Source organism: Marinobacter panjinensis, from assembly GCF_005298175.1.
Lineage (GTDB): Bacteria > Pseudomonadota > Gammaproteobacteria > Pseudomonadales > Oleiphilaceae > Marinobacter > Marinobacter panjinensis.
In genome coordinates this window covers 1,449,959-1,472,248 of sequence record NZ_SZYH01000001.1, presented here as the reverse complement: position 1 = coordinate 1,472,248, position 22,290 = coordinate 1,449,959, and the positions used below count along the sequence as shown (strand labels likewise).

Genomic DNA, 22,290 nt, shown 5'->3' with positions numbered 1-22,290 from the left:
CCTGTGTGGTGATGGTGCACGTTCGTAAGCTCGGGTGCCCCACAGGTGCTGTTGTCTGCGAGCTCTGTTGCTTCCTGTTCTTTGTTTGTCGGATTACGCCTCTGGCTAATCCGACCTACATTAGTTGCAGGCCCGGAAACGTAGGTCGGATTAGCGCAGCGTAATCCGACAAACCAATCCAACGGTATTCCGCCCCGGTTCCAACCACCATAACCAGGACCGCCTACAGGCGGGCCACACCAAACGAATTAGGCCGCAACTGTCGGGCCTCAGCCTCGCGGCATACCGAAAGCACCAGAGCCAGAACCCGCCGGGTGTCTCTTGGATCAATCAGGCCGTCGTCCCACAGCCGCGCTGTACCGAACAGGGCCGTGGAGCCGTCTTCCAGCTTCTTGGCGGTGGCCTGTTCCAGGAAATCCAGGGTTTTGGGATCCGGTTCCATGCCGCCCCGGCGCTGTTTGTCCTCGGCGACAATACGCATTACCTTGCCCGCCTGTGCCGGGCCCATGACTGCTGTGCGGCTGTTGGGCCAGGCGAAGATGAATCTCGGGTCCAGACCGCGGCCGCACATGGCGTAGTTACCTGCACCATAGGAACCGCCGATGACAATTGCGACCTTTGGCACCCGGCAATTGGCTACCGCCTGGATCATTTTGGACCCGTGTTTGATGATGCCGTTCTGTTCCGAATGGGTGCCCACCATGAACCCGGTGGTGTTGTGCAGGAACAGCAACGGTGTGCCCGCCTGGTCGCAGAGCTGAATAAACTGGGCCGCTTTGGTGGCACCCGCCGGGGTGATGGGGCCGTTGTTGCCGATGATGCCCACCGAGTGGCCTTCTATGCGGATAGTCCCGCAGACCGTCTGGTCGTCGTAACCGTTCTTGAAATCCATGAACTTCGAGCCGTCGGCAATGCGAGCGAGGATTTCGCGGACGTCGTAGGGCTTTTTGGCATCGCTGGGGATCACGCCCATCAATTCTTCAGCCGGATACAGCGGGTCTTCCCATTCCGGTTCCCGTACAGGAGGTAGTTGCTCGTTCCAGGGCAGTGCCTCAAGCACATTGCGGGCATGGCGGATGCCGTCGGCGTCATCTTCGGCCAGGTATTCTGCCGTGCCCGCCACTTCCGCGTGCATCTGTGCGCCGCCGAGTTCCTCATCGGTGGCCACTTCGCCGGTGGCGGCTTTCAGCAGGGGAGGCCCGGCCAGGAACATCTTGGCCTGCTCGCGGACCACGATTACATAGTCTGACAGGCCCGGCTGGTAGGCACCGCCGGCGGTGGCATTGCCGTGCACCACGGTCACCTGGGGAATACCGGCGGCGGACATGCGGGCCTGATTGGCGAAGCCGCGGGCGCCGAGCACAAAAATATCCGTGGCGTAATTCAGGTTGGCACCGCCGCTCTCGGACAGCGACACCACCGGCAGCTTGTTCTCCATGGCGATCTGCTGCAGCCGCAGGGTCTTGTCCAGCCCCGCCGGCGTGATGGTGCCGCCCTTGATGGCACTGTTACTGGCCACCACCAGACAGCGAACACCACTGACGTGGCCGATGCCGGCAATAATGCCGCCGCCGGACATGCTGCCATCCTTGTCGTCGTGCATTTTGTAGCCGGCCAGCGAACACAGCTCCAGAAACGGCGTACCGCGATCCAGCAAACGGTTGATACGGTCCCGGGGCAGCAGCTTGCCGCGCTTGATAAACTTCTCCCGCGCCGCCTCCGCCAGGTCCAGCACCTTCTGCTCCACGTCCCGGAAAGTAGCGATATGGGCTTCCATCACCTCCGCATTGGCGCGAAAGTCATCCGACTGGGGATTAACGGTGGATTCCAGTACCTGCATTGCCTGCTCCTCAGTCGTCACTCAAAACTTTAGGCGTGACCGCCCGATGGAAACCGTTGAAAGGCTCGTTGTTCTTCGCCTTCGGGAAAGGCCAGACCCGTCCACCCTGGGACGCCGCGCCGTCGATCCGCAGACAATCCCCACTGATAAACGCCGCCCCCGGACTCAAAAGAAAACAGATCGCCGCACTGACCTCGGATTCCGTACCCATACGCTTGATGGGCACATTATCCCCCAGGCTGCGAATCCACTGCTTCATGTGCTCGGGATAGTTGTCCATGCCACTGGACGCAATCCATCCAGGCGCCACCGCATTCACACGAACCCCGGAGCAACCCCACTCAACAGCGGCGGTTTGGGTAAAATTCACCATCCCCGCCCGGGCTGCACCGGAATGCCCCATGCCGGGCATGCCACCCCACATATCGGCCACGATATTCACAATCGCCCCGCCGGTTTTCGACAGCGCCTGCGTGTAAGCCTCACGGGCGATCAGAAAGCCACCGGTGAGATTGGTACGAACCACCGTCTCCCAGCCTTTCTGGTTGATATTCGCGAGTGGGGAGGGAAACTGACCGCCGGCGTTATTCACTACCCCGTTCAGCCCACCATGTTCGTCAATAATGGCCTTAACAGTCGCCTTGACCGATTCTTCTTCGCGGATGTCACATACGTGAGCCGAGGCAACACCACCGTCCTCGGTGATCTCTGCCTTCACCGCCTCAACCTTCTCGGCCTTCCGCCCAACGAGCGCAACCCGGGCCCCGAGCGCAGCCAGCTCATGAGCCGTACAACGCCCAATCCCGGACCCACCCCCGGTCACAATAAATACCTGGTCTTTAAAGAGATCAGGATGAAAAACCGATCGATAACCCATGTCAGAAATCCTCGTAAAAGTTCAGGGCACTCCACCGGGAAGGCTGTTCCGGGACCGTCAAAAACATGGATGTTTTTGTCGAGCGTACATGGACGTATTCACAGCGTGTCCCGGAACAGCCTTCCCGGTGGAATGCATGCACCGATGTCGTAGTGCACGCACCAATGTAAAATCAATCAAGCAGGTCAGCACGAACCGGCACAGGAAACTCAAGCAGTTGCTGGGCAAACGCCTTGCCCTGGGGATCAATCCGCAAACTGGCAACGCCACCCCCACCAAGACTGTGCTCCAGCAGGAAATTGAACGCATTGAAACCCGGCAAGGCCCAACGGGTAACCCGACCATGCTCCGGATCCAGCGTGTGAGCCATCCACTCCGCCACCGCCAGTTCCGTCAACGCCGCCTCAATAAACGGCACAAATTCCGCCTTGCGGGCAATTACCCCGATATTGGTGTGATCCCCCTTGTCACCACTGCGCGCCCACGCCAGCCGGATCAATGGCACCGTCGTATCCGTGGCCGGCTCTGCGGTGCTGGACGCCTGCTCCTCAAGCTGCCCCGGCTCGAAACCACCAGCGGTATCCACTTCCACTGCCTGCTGATGGCCATCAAGATCTACGGCAACCGCCACCTCAGTTTTGGGGACCAGGCAGGAGTAAAGACGAATCTTCGGCCAAACCGTCGGCCGCCCACCCACAATGCCGGTAATCCCGGGCGCCATCCCCGTCGCCGCCTGTGCGATTTCCCGGGAAAACAGCACCAACGCCTCTTTCTTTACATGAGCAGTACTGATCTTCACCACCACTTCTCGGCAGTCTCCCATGCGGCCCCAGGCACCATAAGTCGTCTCGGTGCCCAGCAACTCGATACTGGTGTCCGTGTAATCCGGCAGGCCACGCTCGCTGAACATTCGCGACGTCTTTGCCAGAATCGCCTCGGCCACCGCCTGCGCCTTGGCTTTTGCGTCCATACCGGCCAGCAGGAAGGTAACCGTGCACTTGAAACCATCCGGCCAGGTGCCGGACACCTTGTAGCTGTCCGTTGGTGATAGCCCTTTGGCGCCGCTGACACGCACCCGGTCTGCCGCCACCTCTTCGAGGGTGACTGCCGTAAAATCACAGGTCACATCCGGGAGCAGGTAGGCCCTCGGGTCGCCAATCTCGTAAACGAGTTGTTCGGCCACCGTGCCCCTGGACACCTTGCCCCCGGTGCCTTCCGGCTTGGTCAATATGAAGTCGCCGGTTGCCGAGACTTCTGCAATCGGGAAGCCCATATCCGCATAGCCATCCGCCACATCTTCCCAGTCGGTAAAGTTACCGCCAGTGGATTGCGCACCGCACTCCAGCAAGTGCCCGGCAAGGCTGCCCTGGGCCAGCTTATCGTAGTCGCCCCAGCTCCAGCCGAACTCGTGGACCAGCGGCGCCAGGACCAGCGCGCTGTCGGCAACCCGACCGGTAATAACGATATCGGCACCCTGTTCCAGGGCAGCGACGAGACCCGGGGCACCGAGATAGGCATTCAGGCTCACCATCATCGGTGGCATCGGCTGGCCGGTCGTCATCTCGGTAATGCCGGCATCTGCCAGTTGTTTTTTCTTGGGTAACAGGTCATCACCCAGCACCAGGGCAATCTTCATGTCTACACCGGCTTTTTCGCACAGTGCTTGCAAGGCATCGCGGCAGGCAATCGGATTTACGCCGCCAGCGTTTGCGAGTACCCGGATACCTTTGTGCTTTATCTCACCCAGCAATGGTCCCATCACCGTTTGCACAAAATCGCGGGCGTAGCCCTGGCTGGGGTCCTTCATTTTCTGCCCGGCCATGATGGACATGGTGATCTCCGCCAGATAGTCCGCCACCAGGTAATTGATATTGCCCTTGTGAACCAGCTGGGCCGCGGCGGTTTCGGTGTCGCCCCAGAAGGCGGCGGAACAGCCGATGCGGATGGTTTCTGGCCTGGAACGGTCGGAGTCTGGCATGGTTTCACCTTGTAAACGGAAGCCCTAAAGCGCTTGCAAAGGCCCTCAAGGGGCCGCGCTCTGAGGAGGTTGTCAGCGATTCCAGTGACAATACCAAGCAAGCGCTTGGTTTGTAAACAGGCAAAATCAGGATAGAATTGGCGTTCTTCTGTTCCCTGGCTGGAAAACACTGTGAATCAAGACTCTATCCTGCGCTCACTGATTGCCGACAATCTGGTTTCCGACCCTGCCAGCGCTCGCGGCCGGCTTCTTCACGAAGCGGCCAGGCTGTTTCGTGACAAGGGCTATGAGCGCACCACCGTGCGGGACCTGGCTGCCGCCGTGGGTATCCAGTCGGGCAGTCTGTTTCATCACTTCCGCACCAAGGAAGAAATCCTCAAGGCGGTGATGGTGGAAACCATTCGCCTCAATACCGCCCTGATGCAGGCAGCAGTGGACGCAGCAACAACCCATCGTGACAAGCTGCAGGCGCTTGTCCGCGCCGAGCTGGAATCCATCAATGGCCAAACCGGAGAGGCCATGGCGGTACTGGTGTTCGAGTGGCGCAGCCTGTCGGAGGCATCCCAGGCCTATGTGCTTGAACTCCGGGATATCTACGAACAGTTGTGGCTGGATGTGCTGGAGGAACTGCGAAAGCAGGGCGTGCTGGCTGCGGATCCGTTTGTGGTGCGCCGCATGCTGACGGGCGCACTGAGCTGGACGGTGACCTGGTACCGGCCGGATGGTGGTCTCACACTGGACGATCTGACGGAGCAGGTAGTGGCCATGATGGGGCTGACAGGGCCCGGAAGTTGAGTCCTGCAAGGAAATTTTTGTGCTGGTACAAATGTATCAACTGTAATGAATTTCAGAAGTCATTGTTTTAAATCAATTTAAATCTTCTATTTTCCCGTCTTTGCAGGCCATTGGCCTGATCGGCATGACCAAATCGGCATTCCAGCCATTTTTGTCAGACAAGATTCGCAGCATTCTTGCCCCTGTCAAAATACGAGCGGGGATTCGATAGCGGGTTATCCATCACGGTATCTGTCGATCAGACAGTAATAATAAGCCCCGATCATCCCCGACCTATAAAAACAATGTAAGACAGGACGAACTATGAACTCCTCACTGGTGAAATCCTTTGGGCGCCTGCGCAATAGTGGCCTGGCCCTTCTGGTATTGACGCTCCTCGCCGGCTGTTCGGCCAATCCCATCTACACGACCACGGGAGTGGTTCTCTCCAACTATTCGGAGGGAGAAGCAACCCCCTACGTCATGCAGATGTCGGATCCGAAAATGGCCTGCGCGCTGGGTGAGGGCGTGGATCCCTTGCTGTATTCCTTCTCCAGGGTGACCGATGCGCCTGAAAGCACTGGCTCCCTGCTGATGCTGCTGGCGGCAAACTGTTCCGAGTACAAGGCCTGGGAGGCGGAACTGGATTACCTTCGAGCGGATTTCGCTGGTGAGGTACCATCCGCGAAAGATGCCCGCGAAAAAGCCAAGCGACTGAACGCTGAAACCGCCAAGCGCCGTTACATCGCCTACCAGCGCGCTATGGCCGCTTACGATTTTGATCCTGCGGCTGAAGAGTTCGAGTGCCCGTTCCTGTTTGACGACCAGGAGGAGCTGACCTTCCTGCTGGGCCTGCTGACCGGGATGCAGGCCATCGTGAACGACGCCAACTCCGGAGCCATGGCAGGTGTGCCACGCAACATTGCGCCGCAGGCAGAGCGTGCCGCTACCTGTCTTGATAATGAGAAGTGGGGCGGCCTGCCGAATGCCATTCGCAGCATGGTATGGCTACTGTTGCCGGACACCCAGCCGAGTCTCGCTCCCGACCCCTGGAAGGTGCTTGAGGACAGCTCCCGCCTGGGAGTCGAGGCAGGCATCCGAGCGTCCATGGCGCTTGAGGCAGTCGCCGCAGAGACCTTTGGTCGTCCGGAGGTGCTTGAGGATGTTATCGCGAGATTTGCCGAGGCGGAAAACCGCATCGATGTCTGGAGCGAATTCCGTCTGGTGGATGAAGTGGCCGGTGACGCAATCCGGTTCTCATCCGATAAACACTGGACAGCCAATTATGGCTACCGCACCCCCCGTACTTATTTTGGCCGAATGAGCCCTGAGCGTGTCGGCGAAGAACCGGAAACCATGGATCTGGACGACCTGCTGTAGCGGGCGCCCACCACTCTGACAAACACCAACAAACACAAGAAACCCGGAGGTCATTTATGATCCGCAAATCCCTTACTGCCCTGTCACTGGTTATCGCTGCCCCGTTTGCCACGGCTGAGCCGGTCAAAATGTGTGTCTTTGACGTAATTGGTGCCAATGGCGACATGTACAACATGGTCAAAGACTATGCGCTGGAAATGAAAGCCCATGGTGTCGACTTTGAATTGCGCCCCTACACTGACGAGGGGGTTGCCGTTGGTGATTTCAACTCAGGGCAGTGTGATGCCGTTGCCGCCACAGACCTTCGCACCAGGCCGTTCAACCGGTTTACCGGCAGCATCAGCGCGGTCGGTGCCCTTCCGACCTATGGCGACCTGAAGACAACCCTGGCAACCCTGGCCCAGCCCAAGGCGGCTCCCCTGATGAAAGACGGGGATTACGAAGTGCTGGGAATTGTGCCCGCCGGTGCCGGCTACCTGTTCGTCAACGACCGGAGTATCAATACTGCCGGTAAGCTGGCGGGCAAGCGCATGGCCACACTGGACTACCAGAAAGACGCCATTCACATGGTGAACCACGTGAAGGCCACCGTTGTGCCTTCTGATATCACCAACTTTGCCGGCAAGTTCAACAATGGGTCGGTGGATACGGCTTACGCACCGGCATTCGCCTACGAGGCCCTGGAACTCTACAAGGGCATTGGGGACGAGGGCGGTATTGTCGACTACCCGCTGGCGCAACTGACGATCCAGATCATTGCGCGGGACGGGGTCTTTGACGATGAAACTGCCCAGAAATCCCGCGAGGTTGCTTGGGGTATGTATGGCCAGGCCATGGACCTGGTCGAGCGCCAGGAATCCGCCATTCCCGAGAAGCAGTGGGTGCGCATCCCCGAGAAGGACATCGAAGGCTACCAGGAAATGTTCCGTGAGAACCGCCTGCAGTTGCGGGATGGCACAGACGGCGCCGACGAGGTCTATCACCCAAAGATGATGAGCCTGCTGAGCAAGATCCGTTGCTCCAGCAATCCCGGTGCTTCCGAGTGCACAGCGTCCGACCGCGAATAAAGGGCTGATCCTCCATGAACTGGCGAGCATTATCAGCCGCAGGCTCGAAAACCTTGTACCCCGTGCATCGGTTGCATGGGGTTATTCTCCTGCTGCTCCTTATCTTCACGCTTCTTCTGGGCATGGGCAACTCGCTCCACTCGCGCATGCTGTGGGTGGGTGAGCAGACCTGGCCGAACTATTACCTGCTGGACCCGGATGCCACGGAGCCGACATGCAGGCTGGCCATGGATGTCGATGCAGAGGTTGAAAAACGGGTTGAGGCCTATGAGCCGGACCCGGATGACCTGTTCAGTTCGCCACCGGACCCCGATGCGATCCGCAAATCCCTGGAAAAGAATCTGGCGCTTTGTCAGGAAGCACATTTCCGGTACCAGGAGAACCAGAAACACGCCACCGACGCGCTGGCGGTGTTCAAAGCTGTTGAGCAGGGCTTCGCCGATTTCCTGCTGGATAACATTGAGCTGACCAAGTTCCTGTTCATTGCCATGTTCGCCATGGCTGCCGCCATCTCCGCGCTGGATGCCGACCACATTGCGCTGAGACTGCCCCGCAACCGCGCCGAGTGGCGCCTGAGCCAGGGCATGCAGTTCGTGGTAAACGGGCTGATGGTGTATTCGCTGTTATCCTACGTGGACCGATTGTCGTCATCCCCTGGCTCGGAAGACGCCATGGTGCTGCAGTACGCCTGGGCTGCTGTGTTTGGCCTGTTTATGGTTATCAATCTGGTGCGCTTCCTGTCGGTACCGGCGCGAATGAGGGCGGGAACGCTGGCAGCATCCTCGGGCCTGGTTCTGCCCCTGTATTGCGCCATGGGCCTGATTGCCATGAGTTACTTCTTGTTTGTTGACGGGTACTCCTCTGGCCTGGCCATCTACTTCGGCATGATGACCAACCTGTCGTCCATGTTTATCAACATCGGGCTCTACGTGCTGGTGGGTATGGCCCTCAAACAGACCCGGATTCCGGAACTGCTGCTGAATGTGATCAAGCCGTACCATCTGCCTGCGCCCATGCTGGCCTCGGTGATGATCTTCGCCACGGCGTTTCCCACCGCCTTCACTGGCGCGTCGGGTATTTTTATCCTGGCCGTCGGTGGCGTCGTCTATGACGAGATGCGCAAAAGCGGCGCAGGGCGCCAGCTGTCACTGGCCACGACCGCCATGTCCGGCAGCCTGGGTGTGGTTCTGAACCCCTGTCTACTGATTGTGGTGGTTGCGGCCCTGAACAAGGAGGTGACCACCTCCGAGATGTACGGCTGGGGCTTCTGGGTGTTCCTCATGTCGGCAACGCTGTTTTCCGTGGTTGTCTGTAAAACCCAGGGCAACTGGAAACCCCGCCCGGCGCCTGGAGCATTCAGGAAATCCCTTGCCGAGCTGCGGCCACTGGCGCCCTACGCAGCCGTTGCTGCCGTGGTTATCGTTGCCATCTGGCTGATCCTCGGGCTTGGATTCAATGAATACAGCGCGCCGATGATTCTGCCGCTGGTGATGCTGGCACTGGTCTATCTGGATTCCGGAAAGGACCATGATGAACAGGGGCAATCCCGTGGCCGGGCTTTCTGGATGCGCAGCACGGCTGCAGCCAGTGACTCCGCCGTGCATATTGGTGCCTTGCTGGCGCTGATCGGCTTCTCGATCTGCCTTGGTGGTATTCTGGAACGCTCCGACATTGTTCACGCGCTGTTCCCGGAAAACCTGACCAGCCCGTGGGTTGCCATGCTGGTGATCGTAGTGATGCTGACCGTTATCGGAATGGTGATGGATCCGTTTGGTGCGGTTATTTTGGTGTCTGCCACCATTGCGCAGCCGGCGATCCAGCTGGGTATCGACCCGCTCCATTTCTGGATTGTGTGCCTGGTGGCCTTCGAGCTGGGTTACCTGAGCCCGCCGGTGGCACTGAACCACCTACTGACACGACAGGTGGTTGGCGAAACCGAGGTGCTGGCAGCTGAGCGTACCGGATCCTTCTGGCACCGCTATGAGCGCCTGTTGCTGCCACTGGTGGTGATGGGGCCGACACTGCTGACCGCTGCCTTTGTGCCACTGTTGTTCTACGCGCTGTAACCAATTGTCACTATAAAGAAACCGCCTTCGGGGTAACCTGATGGCGGTTTTTTTGCATCTGATGAAATGTTTGCAACGTATCCGGTGTTACCAGCGTCAATCAGATACCATGTGGGAAAACAGAGGGAGCTGTTCTCGCGTGTCTACGATGTTGCCTTGTGAGCCTTTTATGATCTGGAATGTCCCTGTCACTGCTGGTTTGATGTCCTTGCTGCTGTTATCGGGCTGTGGTGGCGGAGGGTCCGGTGGCGGCGCTGAAAATCCACCTGATGTGGCCGGTGTTATCGATATAGAAAGCGGAACGCGGGTGGATTCCGACACCGCCGATGACATCCGCCTTGACCAGTCGGTGGACAATGGCGCGCCCGGATCGGTCCAGGCCTTGCCTGCAGGGGCTACGGTGGGAGGTTACCTCAGTTTTAACAGTGGCACCTACAGCACTGCTAACCCTGGATTGTTCAACTTTTTTAACGATCCTGTGGATCTGTACGCGACGGAACTGTCGCCTGGCGACCGGATAGCTGTGCAGGTGTTCCTGTCGCCGGATCAGAATGCGCCATTGCCAGACCGAACCCTGCGTATTCTGAAGCAGCAGGATGGGGAGCTGGTTGATGCGGTTGCCCCAGCCACTTCCAGTGATCTGATGCCGTTGACGATTACTCTCGAAAATACCTTCGAGACCGGCTCATACCTGATAGAAGTCAGCACAACCGGCGGTATTCCGTTCCGCTACGTTCTCACACTGGCGGACCGGGCTTCCGCCAGTGTTATGAACACCCGCTATACCGATCCTGCTTTCGTGGTGGATGAAGCCATCGTGAGTTTCGAGTCAGACCCCAGCAGCGGCACTATGGCCGCAGCCATGGCGGTGTCTGAACGGCGGGATCTGGGTAGGGGCGCCTGGTTGATGCGCAGGGACAGCGCGCGAAACCTCGCCACCATGAGCACCCGCCAGGTGGAGGATGCTCGCGAGGATACCCTGGACTGGATACGGGAGCTTCGTGAGCAACCCGGCGTCGCTGCCGCCGAGCCTAATTATCTTTACACTTCGCAGCAGGTTGCGCCAGACGACGATCCGCTTTATGACCGGCAATGGAATTTGCCGCTGACAAGGGCCGCGATGGCCTGGCAGGCGGCTCCGGACGTAGGGTTGGGCATCGGTATCGCAGTGTTTGATACTGGTGTGTTTCGATCGCCCCCGACAACCGGCGGCGCCTGGCACCCGGACCTGGACAAGAATGTCCAATTGATTTCCGGTGAGATCATGGATTATGTGTCCGGTGATCTGGATATTGACCAGGAACCAGGCCGAGACACCAATCCCGCCGACCCCGGCGACGGCAAGACCAGAAGCAGTAATTTCCACGGTACCCACGTAGCCGGCGTTGCTGCGGCAGTGGATGACGCCCAAGGTATTGTCGGTATGGCGTCTGGAGCCAGTATTTACCCGGTGCGGGTTCTTGGTCGTGACGGTGTAGGCTCTTCCGCGGACCTGATTGCTGCAGTGAACTGGGCAGCAGGTCGAAGCGAGATCGACGTGATCAACCTCAGTCTTGGTGGTCTCGGGCCCAGTAATGCACTCAAAAGCGCTATTGATGCAGCCTGGGCTGGCGGCGATGGCCAGCTGATTGTGGCTGCTGCCGGTAATCAGGGCACTGACGAGCCAACGTATCCGGCTGCTTACCCCAACGTGATCGGAGTCGGGGCCGTGGATGGGGGTGGTAAACGTGCCTCTTACTCCAATGTGGGTGAATCCGTGGACGTAGTAGCGCCAGGAGGCGATGCGAGCCGGGACGCCAATCAGGATGGTACGGCTGATGTGATTATCAGCACCTGGGGCAGGGATGACAGTGGCTCCTTCGAGCCGAGTTATGCCGGCCTTCAGGGAACCTCCATGGCGGCGCCTCACGTGGCAGGCGTCTATGCCCTGATGAAGGGGGAGTCCATAATTACACCGGGGGAGTTCCGCAGCCTGTTAATAAATGGTGCTCTGACGGAAGAGGTTGGCCCTGCTTTTGAATACGGTGCCGGCCTGATTAACGCCCTCGCGGCCATGGACGCCGCGTTGGACGGAAACTTCCCCATCACACTTGGGGCATCTCCGTCGGCGCTGCAGTTCAATTCGGCCATTCTGAGTGCGCAGCTTGAGTATTCAGTTTATCCAGAAGACAAAACTGTCGAAATCACGGATGTAATACCTGGCGCGGACTGGCTGCAGTTGGGAGCTATCTCCGCCGACCCGACACAACCGCTCGCTGTGTCGGTGGATCCATCGGGGCTTGAAGACAATAAACGCTACACCACAGATCTGATCATTGCCTACAACCCGGAGACGGGCACCCCCACGACACTGACGGTCCCGGTTTCCCTGCGGCTGGGTACTTCGGCAGACGAGCGGGACGCAGGCAGACATTATGTGCTCCTGGTCAGTGCCGATGACAACCGAGATACCATCGAGCAAGTAGTGGCATCCGCAAGTGGCGGCCAGTATCGTTTCGCCTTTGACCAGGTCGAGCCGGGGGAGTATTTCCTGGTGGCTGGCACCGACATCGACAACAATGGCCTGATCTGCGAGAACGGTGAAGCCTGCGCCGAATATCCGGTCAATGGCCTGCCTGAGAAAATCGTCATTGGCGACCAGCCGCTGAGCGGGGTAAGGTTAAGCACCAGTTTCCGCCGGCCTACGATTGCTGCCATGGGCCTGCCACGGGTCGGGTTCGAAGGCTATCGCCTGAAGTCCGACGGTGAGAAAGAGCAGGATGACGTGCCAATTCGCAGCCTGGAGAACGACCGTTGATGATGCGTTTCCTACATATGACAGCCCTGACCCTCGCCATCACACTGGTGGCAGGATGCGCGGTTAATCGCTCGGCAACTGCCAGTGGTGCACCGCTGGCACGGCAGGTGACGGAGTCCGACCATTGCGGCCTGACGGCACCGGGGCTGGTCTATATCAGCAATGCCAGTGAGCTGGACAAGCTCGGGCGTCTGCCATCCGGCAACCTTGCGATGAAAAAGCTCCGGGGTCTTGATCTGGAGCAGGAACACCTGGTGCTTGTGGGGCTGGGGCAGAAGCCCACCGGCGGCTATGGTCTGACCCTGGAGTCTGCTGAGATCGCTGACAATGTGCTGGAGCTGACCCTAAATGTCCGGAAGCCGGCATTGGATGCCATGGTCACCCAGGCGCTGACCACGCCCTGCGCCATTATTGCCATCACCCCCGAAGACTGGAAGCAGCTCAGGGTGTCCGGCATGGGCATGGATACCATCACACGCCCGCGATAGCAGCCCGGCAGCTGCGCTGGTCCTCACCCGCACAAATCAACCGTTGATCTTTCCCCGTGAATCCCTAAGCTATGGCCCAGCTTAATTACAAACCCGTGGAGTCATTTCCTTCCCATGAGCCAGAAACAGTACAACGCCGACGCCATTGAAGTTCTTAGTGGTCTGGACCCGGTACGCAAGCGCCCGGGCATGTACACCGACACCAGTCGCCCCAATCATCTGGCCCAGGAAGTCATTGATAACAGCGTTGACGAAGCTCTGGCAGGCCACGCCCGCCGGATTGACGTGATCCTCCACAGCGACGGCTCGCTCAGTGTCGAAGATGACGGCCGCGGTATGCCGGTGGACATGCACAAAGAGCATGGCGTGCCCGGTGTGGAACTGATTCTTACCCGCCTTCACGCTGGCGGCAAGTTCACCCAGGGCAACTACAACTTCTCCGGCGGTTTGCACGGGGTGGGTGTGTCGGTGGTCAACGCCCTGTCGACGACCCTTGAGGTACTGATCAAACGCGACGGGCAATTGCACCGGATGACGTTCGCCAATGGCCACAAGCAAACCGACCTTGAGGTAGTGGACACCGTTGGCAAGCGTAATACCGGCACCCGGCTGAAGTTCACGCCTGACCCCAGCTATTTCGACAGCCCGAAATTTTCCGTCAGTCGTCTGCGCCATAACCTCCGTGCCAAGGCCGTGCTCTGCCCAGGCCTGCACATCACCTTCCTGCAGGAGCAGACTGGCGACAAGGACGAGTGGTGCTATGAGGGCGGGCTGCGGGATTACCTGCGTACCGAACTGGCTGACATCGAAGCGGTACCTCTGGAGCCTTTCACCGGCAGCTTCTCCGGTAACAAGGAAGCTGTCGACTGGGCCATCCAGTGGCTGCCGGAAGGTGGCGAAGCGGTGATGGAAAGCTACGTCAACCTGATCCCCACTGCCCAGGGCGGCACCCACGTTAATGGCTTGCGCACCGGCCTGCTGGAAGCCATGCGGGAATTCTGCGAGTTCCGCAGTCTGCTGCCCCGGGGCGTGAAGCTGTCTCCGGAAGATATCTGGGAGCGCTGTGCCTACGTGCTGTCCTTCAAGATGCAGGAGCCCCAGTTCTCCGGCCAGACCAAGGAGCGCCTGTCGTCCCGGGAAGCGGCCGCATTCATCTCCGGCGTGGTCAAGGATGCCTTCAGCCTGTGGCTCAATCAGCACACCGACGTTGCCGAAATGCTGGCAGAGCTGTTTATCAGCAACGCCCAGCGCCGTCTTCGTGCCAGCAAGAAAGTCGCCCGGAAAAGGGTCACGTCTGGCCCGGCACTGCCCGGTAAGTTGGCAGACTGCTCCGGCAGCGACAGCAACCGCTCCGAACTCTTCCTGGTGGAAGGTGACTCCGCCGGCGGCTCTGCCAAGCAGGCCCGCGACCGGGAGTTCCAGGCCGTGATGCCACTGCGGGGCAAGATCCTCAACACCTGGGAAGTGGACTCCGGGGAGATCCTCGCATCCCAGGAAGTCCACGATATTGCCGTTGCCATCGGGGTAGACCCCAGTTCCGACAAGATAGACGGCCTGCGCTACAACAAGATCTGCATCCTCGCCGATGCCGACTCCGATGGGCTGCATATCGCCACTTTGCTCTGTGCTCTGTTCGTCAAACATTTCCGTCCATTGGTCGCTGCTGGCCATGTGTTCGTTGCCATGCCGCCCCTGTACCGGGTGGACCTGGGCAAGGAAACCTTCTATGCCCTGGATGAGCATGAAAAGCAGGGCATCCTCGACCGCCTGGCAGCGGAAAACCGCCGTGGCAAAATCTCGGTCACCCGCTTCAAGGGCCTGGGCGAGATGAACCCGCTCCAGCTTCGTGAGACCACCATGGCCCCGGATACCCGCCGGCTGGTGATGCTCACCATTGCCGATGGTGACGACACCGACGCCCGTATGGATATGCTGCTGGGCAAAAAGCGCGCCTCCGATCGCCGGGTCTGGCTGGAAACCTACGGCAATATGGCAGACATCGAAGTGTGATGGTGTCCGCAACAGCTTAAACAACAACGTCAGCAAGGAGTGGTGACGATGAAACTTGTTCGGTCAAGGGATTTGACCGCGTATGATCTCCCTCGTATTGAAAGCCCGTTTCTGGCCGCCAGTAAGGTTCAGCACCTGCTGGCCGACCCGTTTTCCGCATTGCAGCTACCGCAGGACCTTCCGCGCAAGCCTTATGGGCGCAATGGCTATTCCGATACCCTCCAGGACCAGGTTCGCAACGGTGAGCTGTTGCTGGTCCATGGCCCCGTGGACGGCTTTCCAGTGTCCCCGGTGGTTTCCTGGCAGCCCGGCGAACACTTTCCTGGCGGTGGCCAGTGGAAAGTGAACACGCTGATTGTTGGCGCATTCCTCGAAAACGACGTGGCAAAGCTGAACGAATGGGCGGTTACCCCGGAGCAGTTGCGTGGCAGCAATCCCGCGGGAATTGGTGGATTCCGGAGTCGGACATTCGGCATCGACATGCAAATCCGGCATCACGCCGAAAACCGCCAGAGACAGTCGTCATCTGGAAGCACGCCGACACTACCTCTGGGGAGCGCCGCCTCTGTGATGCCGCTTCCTGCTACTTCCAGTACCAGTAAAAACTCGGACGAACAGCACGGTATACATCTAGAGGTGGGGATTTTTACAGATGGGACTTTGAACAATGCGACGAACACCCGGGTTTTTGCGGAGCAGTTGGAGAAAGAGTGTCTGGCCCCTTTTGAGAACGAAGAGATTAATCAGGACGAGTGCGAGCGTCGAATAGGGCTGATGTCCGGGGCAAGCTACACAAATGAACCCAGTAATGTTGCGAAACTCAGAGACTTATACACCAGCGACAATGTGGTGTCGGATGGCATCACCAAATATCGCTATGCTGTCTATGAACCAGGCGTAGGGTCAAAAACGGGGAGCGACGACAATGTTTATGGGGCTGCTACTGGACTCGGAAATTCTGGTGTTATCAGGCAAGTTGAAAGGGCCTTCTCGGAATTATCACAGCAGGTGCTGATGGATGCTCGGGGCAGGTCGGTTGATCGAATGACAATTGACCTGTTTGGCTTCAGTCGAGGTGCCGCCGCCGCGCGTCATGCTGCCAACGAAATTAGGCTTGGTCGTTCTGGAGAATTGGCGAAAGCCTTCGAGAAGAATAGGATTTCCTGGCCGGATGAAGTACGTATCCGGTTTGTTGCGCTCTTCGACTGTGTTGCAGGAATCGCTAACTGGCCCTCTGGTGACCTTTTTGCTCACAATGAAAAAAATAGCCCTGTGAAACTCTATCTTGACCCTGATGACATTGGTCAGGCGGTGCATCTGACTGCAATGCACGAGCGTCGTAAGAACTTTGCGTTGAATAGCTTACGCGACCAGCAGGGGAACTTGCCCGACAATTTCCGGGAGATTGCACTTCCCGGTGCTCATTCCGATATTGGCGGTGGATACAGCGACAACCAAAGGGAAGAGGTACTGGTCAGTCCCATGCTCCCGGTAAGTCGGACCCGGTTGTCCCGACCTGAGCAAACCATGCAATGGGATAACCTGGAACTGCTTCGCAAGGAAGTGGCTGCAGAAGGATGGATCGGACAGTACAGCCTGCCAGTTCGACAGTCTGAGGAGTTGTATGCACGCCCTTCGGACCTAGGGCCCGAGGGTAAATCCGTTCTTGAGATTTTTACAGATCGTGAGGCGCATCCAGCACCGGATGGGCAGGTGGACCTTGCTTTGCGAATGGTAAGGCAAGTGAGAGGAGAATACTCGAGGGTGGCCTTGAGATTAATGCACCGATTGGCAGTAGAAGCAGGTTTGCCATTAAGGGAAATTCCTGATCGGCCTGATTTGGAATTGCCTACGGAACTGGCCGATATTCACGGTCGATTGCTTGAGCAGGTCCTCGCCGGAAATGACTCTCCATCGCTTGCCAACGAGGATTTAGAAATGCTTCTTCAGCGCTATATACATTACTCTGCCCATTACAACAGCTTCGAAACGCTAATCGCTGGTTTGCCTGCCAGAGTCAGATTGTTCCGCCTCTTGCGGCCCCACAAACCCGTGTCCTCCGGCGAGCGTCTTGTTTACCCGCAGCAGGAGGATAAATGATCTTCAGGATGATTGGGGTGTTCTGTATTGCTCTATTAGCAAGCGGTTGTACGTCACTGGCAAAAGAGGGAGATTATTGGCGGGTATCGGTGGCCGCACCCAGGCACTACGAAGTTTGGGTTGTTGACATGTTGCTGGAGGCGCCTGGCGAACGTAGTTGGCGCGAGCCAGTAGGCACGGTCGGCTGCTGTTGGGCTGGGCCTCACGGTCCTTCTGGTAAGGGTGGGAAGGCTGATCCTTTCCCGGAATTGATAGGTATGCGCTGGTTCTCCTTTGCTGAGCAAAAATACTACGCCAAAATAATCAAGGTACCCAAAGACCTTTTGGACCGTATGCGTGAGCTTGCGCCTTACAAAACGGAGGGCGACGTACGTACCGGCCCACGGAATACCATGACTATCGGACTGGCTCCTGGTGGTTTGGTAGTTGTATGGATTCTCAATCAGGTCGGCAACGAGATTGAGGTGATGAGGATGCGAGCCACGGAAGTGAGTGAGGATCCGGATGATTTTGCATCTCTAACAGCAAACTACCTCGAACAACATGGCGACTACCTCGAAGAACACGGTGTGCCAACCGAGGGCTGGTAGGCGTGCCAGCCATATATCTTTAGGTGCTTTAAAAAGTATTCTTTATTCTTTCTAAGTCTTCGGCAAACTCGGTATCCTGCGCCTTTTATTCAAGGGAACACCAGATGGACTGGCAGGGCTGGTTTGCTTTAAGCCTCGCGGGGGTGGCGTTGCTGTTGATGAGTTTCGGGCGTTTTGGTCCGCACCTCGTCATGCTGGGCGTGCTCGTTGTGCTGAGTGCCAGCGGCATTGTCACTGCCGATCAGGCCCTTGCCGGGTTCAGTAACACAGGCCTGATCACCGTTGTCGCCATGTTTGTAGTGGCTGCCGGCATACATCACTCCGGTGGTGTGGATCTGGTGGTGCATCACCTGTTGCGATCGCCCCGCACCGTGCGCTCGGCCCAGGCCCGTATTGCATTTCCGGTCGCGCTGCTGAGTGGATTTCTTAATAACACGCCCGTGGTTGCCACCATGATCCCGGCGGTTCATGCCTGGTCGCGGAAGATTGGCATCTCGCCATCGAAGTTGATGATTCCCCTGAGTTACTCAGCCATCCTCGGTGGCACCCTGACCCTGATTGGTACCAGCACCAACCTGGTGGTCAACGGGCAGTATCAGCAGTTGACTGGCGAAGACGGTTTCTCGATCTTCTCCATCACCGCGGTCGGGTTGCCGGTCGCGGTGATTGGCCTGGCGGTGATGCTGCTGGTATTACCCAGGGCGTTGCCGGATCGCAAGGACCAGCAGAAGTTCGGCTCCATGCGGGAATTTACCCTGGAGGTTGCGGTTGCTTTTGACGGGCCATTGGTCGGCAAGAGCGTTGGCGAGGCTGGTCTGCGCGAGCTGGAACGCCTCTACCTGGTTGAGATCGAACGGGATGGCAGTGTGGTAACCGCTGTGCCCTCGGAAGAACGCCTGCGGGGTGGTGACCGGTTGGTGTTTGCCGGCGATACCCAGGCCATTTCCGACCTCCTGCGGATTAACGGCATCGTGCCCTCCGTCCATGATGATGAGCCCAGTCTGAGCAAAGACCGGGCAGAGCGGCGGCTGGTGGAGGCTGCGCTATCACCACAGTCTGAAGTACTTGGTCTGACCATCCGGGACGCCCGTTTCCGGGATCGATACGGTGCCGTGGTGCTGGCGGTCGCACGGGGTGGCGAGCGGGTGTCTGGTAACCTGGGTAATATTCGCCTGAAAACCGGGGATGTTTTGCTGCTTGAAGCCCGCCCGGCGTTCGTCAGCCGTCAGCGATACGCCAAGGACTTCCTGCTGATCAATGACCTGGAAACGGAAACGCCTCGTCACGACCGCGCGTATCTGTCCTGGGGAATTCTGCTGGTACTTGTGGGGGCTGCAGCCTTCGGTGTGTTGAGTATGCTCAACGCGGCGCTGATGGGGGCTGCGCTGATGGTTCTCAGCGGCTGCTGTTCGGTCGGTCAGGCTCAGAAGGCTGTGGATGTGCCCGTCATGCTCACCATCGCCGCTTCTTTTGCGCTCGGGGCGGCCCTGCAGGAAACCGGTGCGGCGGCCTTCGTCGCGGCGGGAATACTGGATGTCAGCAGTGGCCACCCGTTACTGACGGTTTTGCTGGTGTATTTCTCGGTATCGGTTCTCACTGAAGTGATTACCAATAACGCCGCCGCGGTGCTGGTATTGCCGATTGTGCTATCCATGACTGCCTCATTGGGTATCGCTTCCGAGCCTTACGTGATTGCGGTAATGATGGCCGCTTCGGCGAGCTTTGCCACACCGCTGGGGTACCAGACCAATATGATGGTCTTCGGCCCGGGCGGTTACCGGTTCATGGATTTCGTGAAGGTTGGCCTGCCGATGAACCTGTTTATCGGGCTGGTCACGGTCGGGGTGATTTCCCTGGTGTACGGGATCAACCTTTCCTGACGCTGGTTTCGGGTGGGTTGGCGAGAATGTCGCAGCAGAGGACTCTCAGTTTTCCGTTGTGATAATAGCCCAGGGACAGGGTGACACACATGTAGGCGCCGGTAATGCAAAGATAGGGCGCTGTCACCTGCAGGTAGCCCGGCTGGGCGATGGCCTGGCGCAGGTACTGCTGGCGATACCAGTCGGCACTGGTGGTGCTCTCAAGGGGGCGAAAGCGGGGGTCAAGGCTGCTGGCCATGGCATCTGATACCAGGGTGTCGTCGATCTGGACGCCACTGTCATCGACCAGGTAACACCGGGAGACTGCCGGATGATTCAGCAGGGTGTTGCAGGCTTCTCTCATCACCATGCCCTGGCTGAGCCTGTCCACTGCATTGCGGAAGAAGCCTTCGAAAAAGGAAGTCAGTTGCTGGGTCGGATCCTGCGTTACCCGGTTCTTGCTCTTGTAGTCTCTCAGCAGCCCATCCAGATCGGTTAGTTCCCCGGGAATCTCTGCCAGTGCGATGCTCGGCTTACGGAAATAGAATCCCTGTACGAAATCCACCCCGGCATCAATGGCGATCATGGCCTGTTCGTGGGTTTCCACACCTTCCAGCAGGACCAGGCAGCCGGACTGGTGAAGTAGCGAGACAATGCCATTGAGTATCTGTCTGGCCTTGCGGTCATCGGTGGCGCGGGTCAGCAATTTTCGATCGAGCTTGACGATATCCGGTGACAGGTTCCAGATGCGCTCGAAATTGGAGTGGCCGGCGCCAAAATCATCAATGGCGGTCAGGCAGCCCAGTTGCTGGTAATAGGCAACGGTTTCCCGCAACCTTTCAGCGTCATCGGTGGGCTGCTCAACAATTTCCATCACGATACGGTGAGGGGGCAGCCCGGTTTTTTTCAGCAGTTCACCGAAAAACGAATCAGCCCGGCTGCCGGCCGACACCACACGGGGAGACACGTTCAGAAACAACCAGTTAAGCTGATCCTGGAAGTTGGAATAGTTGCGTATGTGCAAATAGCGGCAAAGCCGGTCGAGCAGGAGGTTTTCGGCATCGGACGACGGCAGCTCGAACAGGTGCAGCGGGAGCACCGCGGCATTGTCCGGGTCAAAGGCGCGGATCAGTGCCTCGTAACCGACAATGCGTTTGTGGGAAATGCTGAATATGGGTTGTAACGCCGTTCGCAGTGTCAGGCCCTGATAATCCGCCGTCCATGATTCGCCCTCCCTGGTAAGCATAGGCGACAGCACGTCCAGTTCCGTTGCGGTCAACTCATCTGGGAGGGTACGCGACATAGGCCTTCGGGGTCCGGAGATACGAAAACATCGGAAACGCCCGGTGGCCTTCCGATCTGTCAATCCCGGCCGCACCCTGCTGATTTTGGTGAAAATTCAGTCAAGATGCACAGGATTATCATTCCAGACAGAAGAGTGCCAAAACCAACAGATTATTGCCACTATTTCATGTAAAAACAGGCAACGTCGGGTAACAGCACACAGAAAATCGCTGAAGGGGAAGTGTGTGAAAGGTTGGGGCGGCCTGCCAAGAGCCGCCTGAAATCAGTTGTTGCTGGGAACCGCAACAGACTCGTCAAATTCAATTTCCATGTCGCTTCCTCTCGTTCAATGAGTAATCCGTATCGGGCATCGAATATATGTGTAAAGTCTATCTTTGCCATGGCTTTCTACAATCCGTAAAACCCCTATCAGACCAAAGGTATAAGGGAAAGTACGTGTTAATCGCCAGATAAAACCCTTGGTCAGAATTTCTGACCTATGCATGCAAAACATTTCGATTGGTTTTAGAGGTGCCTGTTTCTACACTGCTTCAAAGTGTTATGGGTCGCTGTCAGGGCATTGAAACGGAGATTGTTATGCAGGTACGCAACACGGCCAGCAGGTTTGGCTTTGTCACCATCGGCATTCACTGGCTTGTTGCCGTCGCGGTATTCGGCCTTTTCGGCCTTGGCTACTGGATGGTAGACCTGTCTTATTATGACGACTGGTATCGGACAGCCCCTGACATCCACCGGAGCATCGGTATTCTCTTGTTTATGGTCATGGTGCTTAGGCTCGCCTGGCGTTTCATTAGCCCGTTACCGGATCCGCCACCCAATCACAGCCGCTTCGAGGTGCTGGCAGCCCATGGCGCACACCTGATCCTTTATGTCGTGATCTTCGTGGCCATGATCAGTGGTTACCTCATTTCCACCGCGGATGGGTCTTCCATCAGTGTATTCGGCTGGTTTGAAGTTCCTTCGGTGACTGGGCGGATCAAGGGCATGGAGGATACAGCCGGCCTGGTTCATTACTGGGTAACCTGGGTCCTGGTTGTGCTTGCCGGCCTGCACGGCCTTGCGGCGATCAAACACCATGTGATTGACCGGGATGACACCTTGCTGCGTATGCTGGGGATGGATCGTCATTAAAATTGAACTGACTGTTGTTTACAATCGC

The 22,290-nt window shown here is 57.9% G+C and carries 15 protein-coding genes; 11 read left to right on the top strand and 4 right to left on the bottom strand.

Going from position 1 to position 22,290, the window contains the following annotated elements:
• Positions 1–223: 223 nt before the first annotated feature.
• From FDP08_RS06615 to FDP08_RS06605, 3 genes are all read right to left on the bottom strand, one after another.
• Positions 224–1,840: an acyl-CoA carboxylase subunit beta gene (locus tag FDP08_RS06615; protein ID WP_137435199.1), complete on the bottom strand. Its 1,617-nt coding sequence runs from the start codon at positions 1,838–1,840 to the stop codon at positions 224–226.
• 10 nt (positions 1,841–1,850) lie between these two features.
• Positions 1,851–2,717 (bottom strand): SDR family oxidoreductase, encoded by an 867-nt coding sequence (locus FDP08_RS06610; protein WP_137435198.1) that lies wholly within the window; start codon positions 2,715–2,717, stop codon positions 1,851–1,853.
• A 172-nt stretch (positions 2,718–2,889) separates the two neighbouring features.
• Entirely contained in the window at positions 2,890–4,695 is a 1,806-nt protein-coding gene (locus tag FDP08_RS06605) for an acyclic terpene utilization AtuA family protein (protein WP_137435197.1), read from the bottom strand.
• A gap of 171 nt (positions 4,696–4,866) precedes the next feature.
• Between FDP08_RS06605 and FDP08_RS06600 the strand changes: the two genes are divergently transcribed.
• The 10 genes from FDP08_RS06600 (at position 4,867) to FDP08_RS06555 (ending at position 19,847) form a co-directional block, all read left to right on the top strand.
• Positions 4,867–5,490: a TetR/AcrR family transcriptional regulator gene (locus tag FDP08_RS06600; protein ID WP_170978980.1), complete on the top strand. Its 624-nt coding sequence runs from the start codon at positions 4,867–4,869 to the stop codon at positions 5,488–5,490.
• A gap of 303 nt (positions 5,491–5,793) precedes the next feature.
• Positions 5,794–6,849, top strand: a complete 1,056-nt coding sequence (locus FDP08_RS06595) for a hypothetical protein (RefSeq protein ID WP_137435195.1) — start codon at positions 5,794–5,796, stop codon at positions 6,847–6,849.
• Positions 6,850–6,905: 56 nt separating this feature from the next.
• The gene (locus FDP08_RS06590; RefSeq protein WP_137435194.1) at positions 6,906–7,916 is read left to right on the top strand and encodes a putative solute-binding protein; all 1,011 of its coding nucleotides are present in this window, start codon (positions 6,906–6,908) and stop codon (positions 7,914–7,916) included.
• 14 nt (positions 7,917–7,930) lie between these two features.
• A complete protein-coding gene (locus FDP08_RS06585) occupies positions 7,931–9,982 on the top strand; it encodes a TRAP transporter large permease subunit (protein ID WP_137435193.1) in 2,052 nt (683 codons plus the stop codon).
• Positions 9,983–10,151: 169 nt separating this feature from the next.
• Entirely contained in the window at positions 10,152–12,779 is a 2,628-nt protein-coding gene (locus FDP08_RS06580) for a S8 family serine peptidase (RefSeq protein WP_170978979.1), read from the top strand.
• Positions 12,779–13,267: a protease complex subunit PrcB family protein gene (locus tag FDP08_RS06575; protein WP_137435191.1), complete on the top strand. Its 489-nt coding sequence runs from the start codon at positions 12,779–12,781 to the stop codon at positions 13,265–13,267. The genes FDP08_RS06580 and FDP08_RS06575 overlap by 1 nt, the downstream gene beginning before the upstream one ends.
• Positions 13,268–13,381: 114 nt before the next feature.
• The gene (gene parE / locus FDP08_RS06570) at positions 13,382–15,277 is read left to right on the top strand and encodes a DNA topoisomerase IV subunit B (RefSeq protein WP_137435190.1); all 1,896 of its coding nucleotides are present in this window, start codon (positions 13,382–13,384) and stop codon (positions 15,275–15,277) included.
• A 48-nt stretch (positions 15,278–15,325) separates the two neighbouring features.
• Positions 15,326–17,377, top strand: a complete 2,052-nt coding sequence (locus FDP08_RS06565) for a T6SS phospholipase effector Tle1-like catalytic domain-containing protein (protein WP_137435189.1) — start codon at positions 15,326–15,328, stop codon at positions 17,375–17,377.
• Positions 17,374–17,967: a DUF2931 family protein gene (locus FDP08_RS06560; RefSeq protein WP_137435188.1), complete on the top strand. Its 594-nt coding sequence runs from the start codon at positions 17,374–17,376 to the stop codon at positions 17,965–17,967. Before FDP08_RS06565 ends, FDP08_RS06560 begins: the two co-directional genes overlap by 4 nt.
• A gap of 104 nt (positions 17,968–18,071) precedes the next feature.
• Complete coding sequence (locus FDP08_RS06555; RefSeq protein WP_137435187.1) at positions 18,072–19,847, top strand: SLC13 family permease; 1,776 nt, start codon at positions 18,072–18,074, stop codon at positions 19,845–19,847.
• On the opposite strand, the gene FDP08_RS06550 is transcribed toward FDP08_RS06555, so the two are convergent.
• On the bottom strand, positions 19,834–21,129 hold the full coding sequence (locus FDP08_RS06550) for an EAL domain-containing protein (RefSeq protein WP_137435186.1): 1,296 nt from the start codon (positions 21,127–21,129) through the stop codon (positions 19,834–19,836). The two genes, FDP08_RS06555 and FDP08_RS06550, sit on opposite strands and share 14 nt — an antisense overlap.
• A gap of 578 nt (positions 21,130–21,707) precedes the next feature.
• On the opposite strand from FDP08_RS06550, the gene FDP08_RS06545 reads away from it, so the two are divergent.
• Positions 21,708–22,262, top strand: coding sequence for a cytochrome b (locus FDP08_RS06545; protein ID WP_137435185.1), 555 nt, complete (start codon positions 21,708–21,710; stop codon positions 22,260–22,262).
• Positions 22,263–22,290 lie beyond the last annotated feature (28 nt).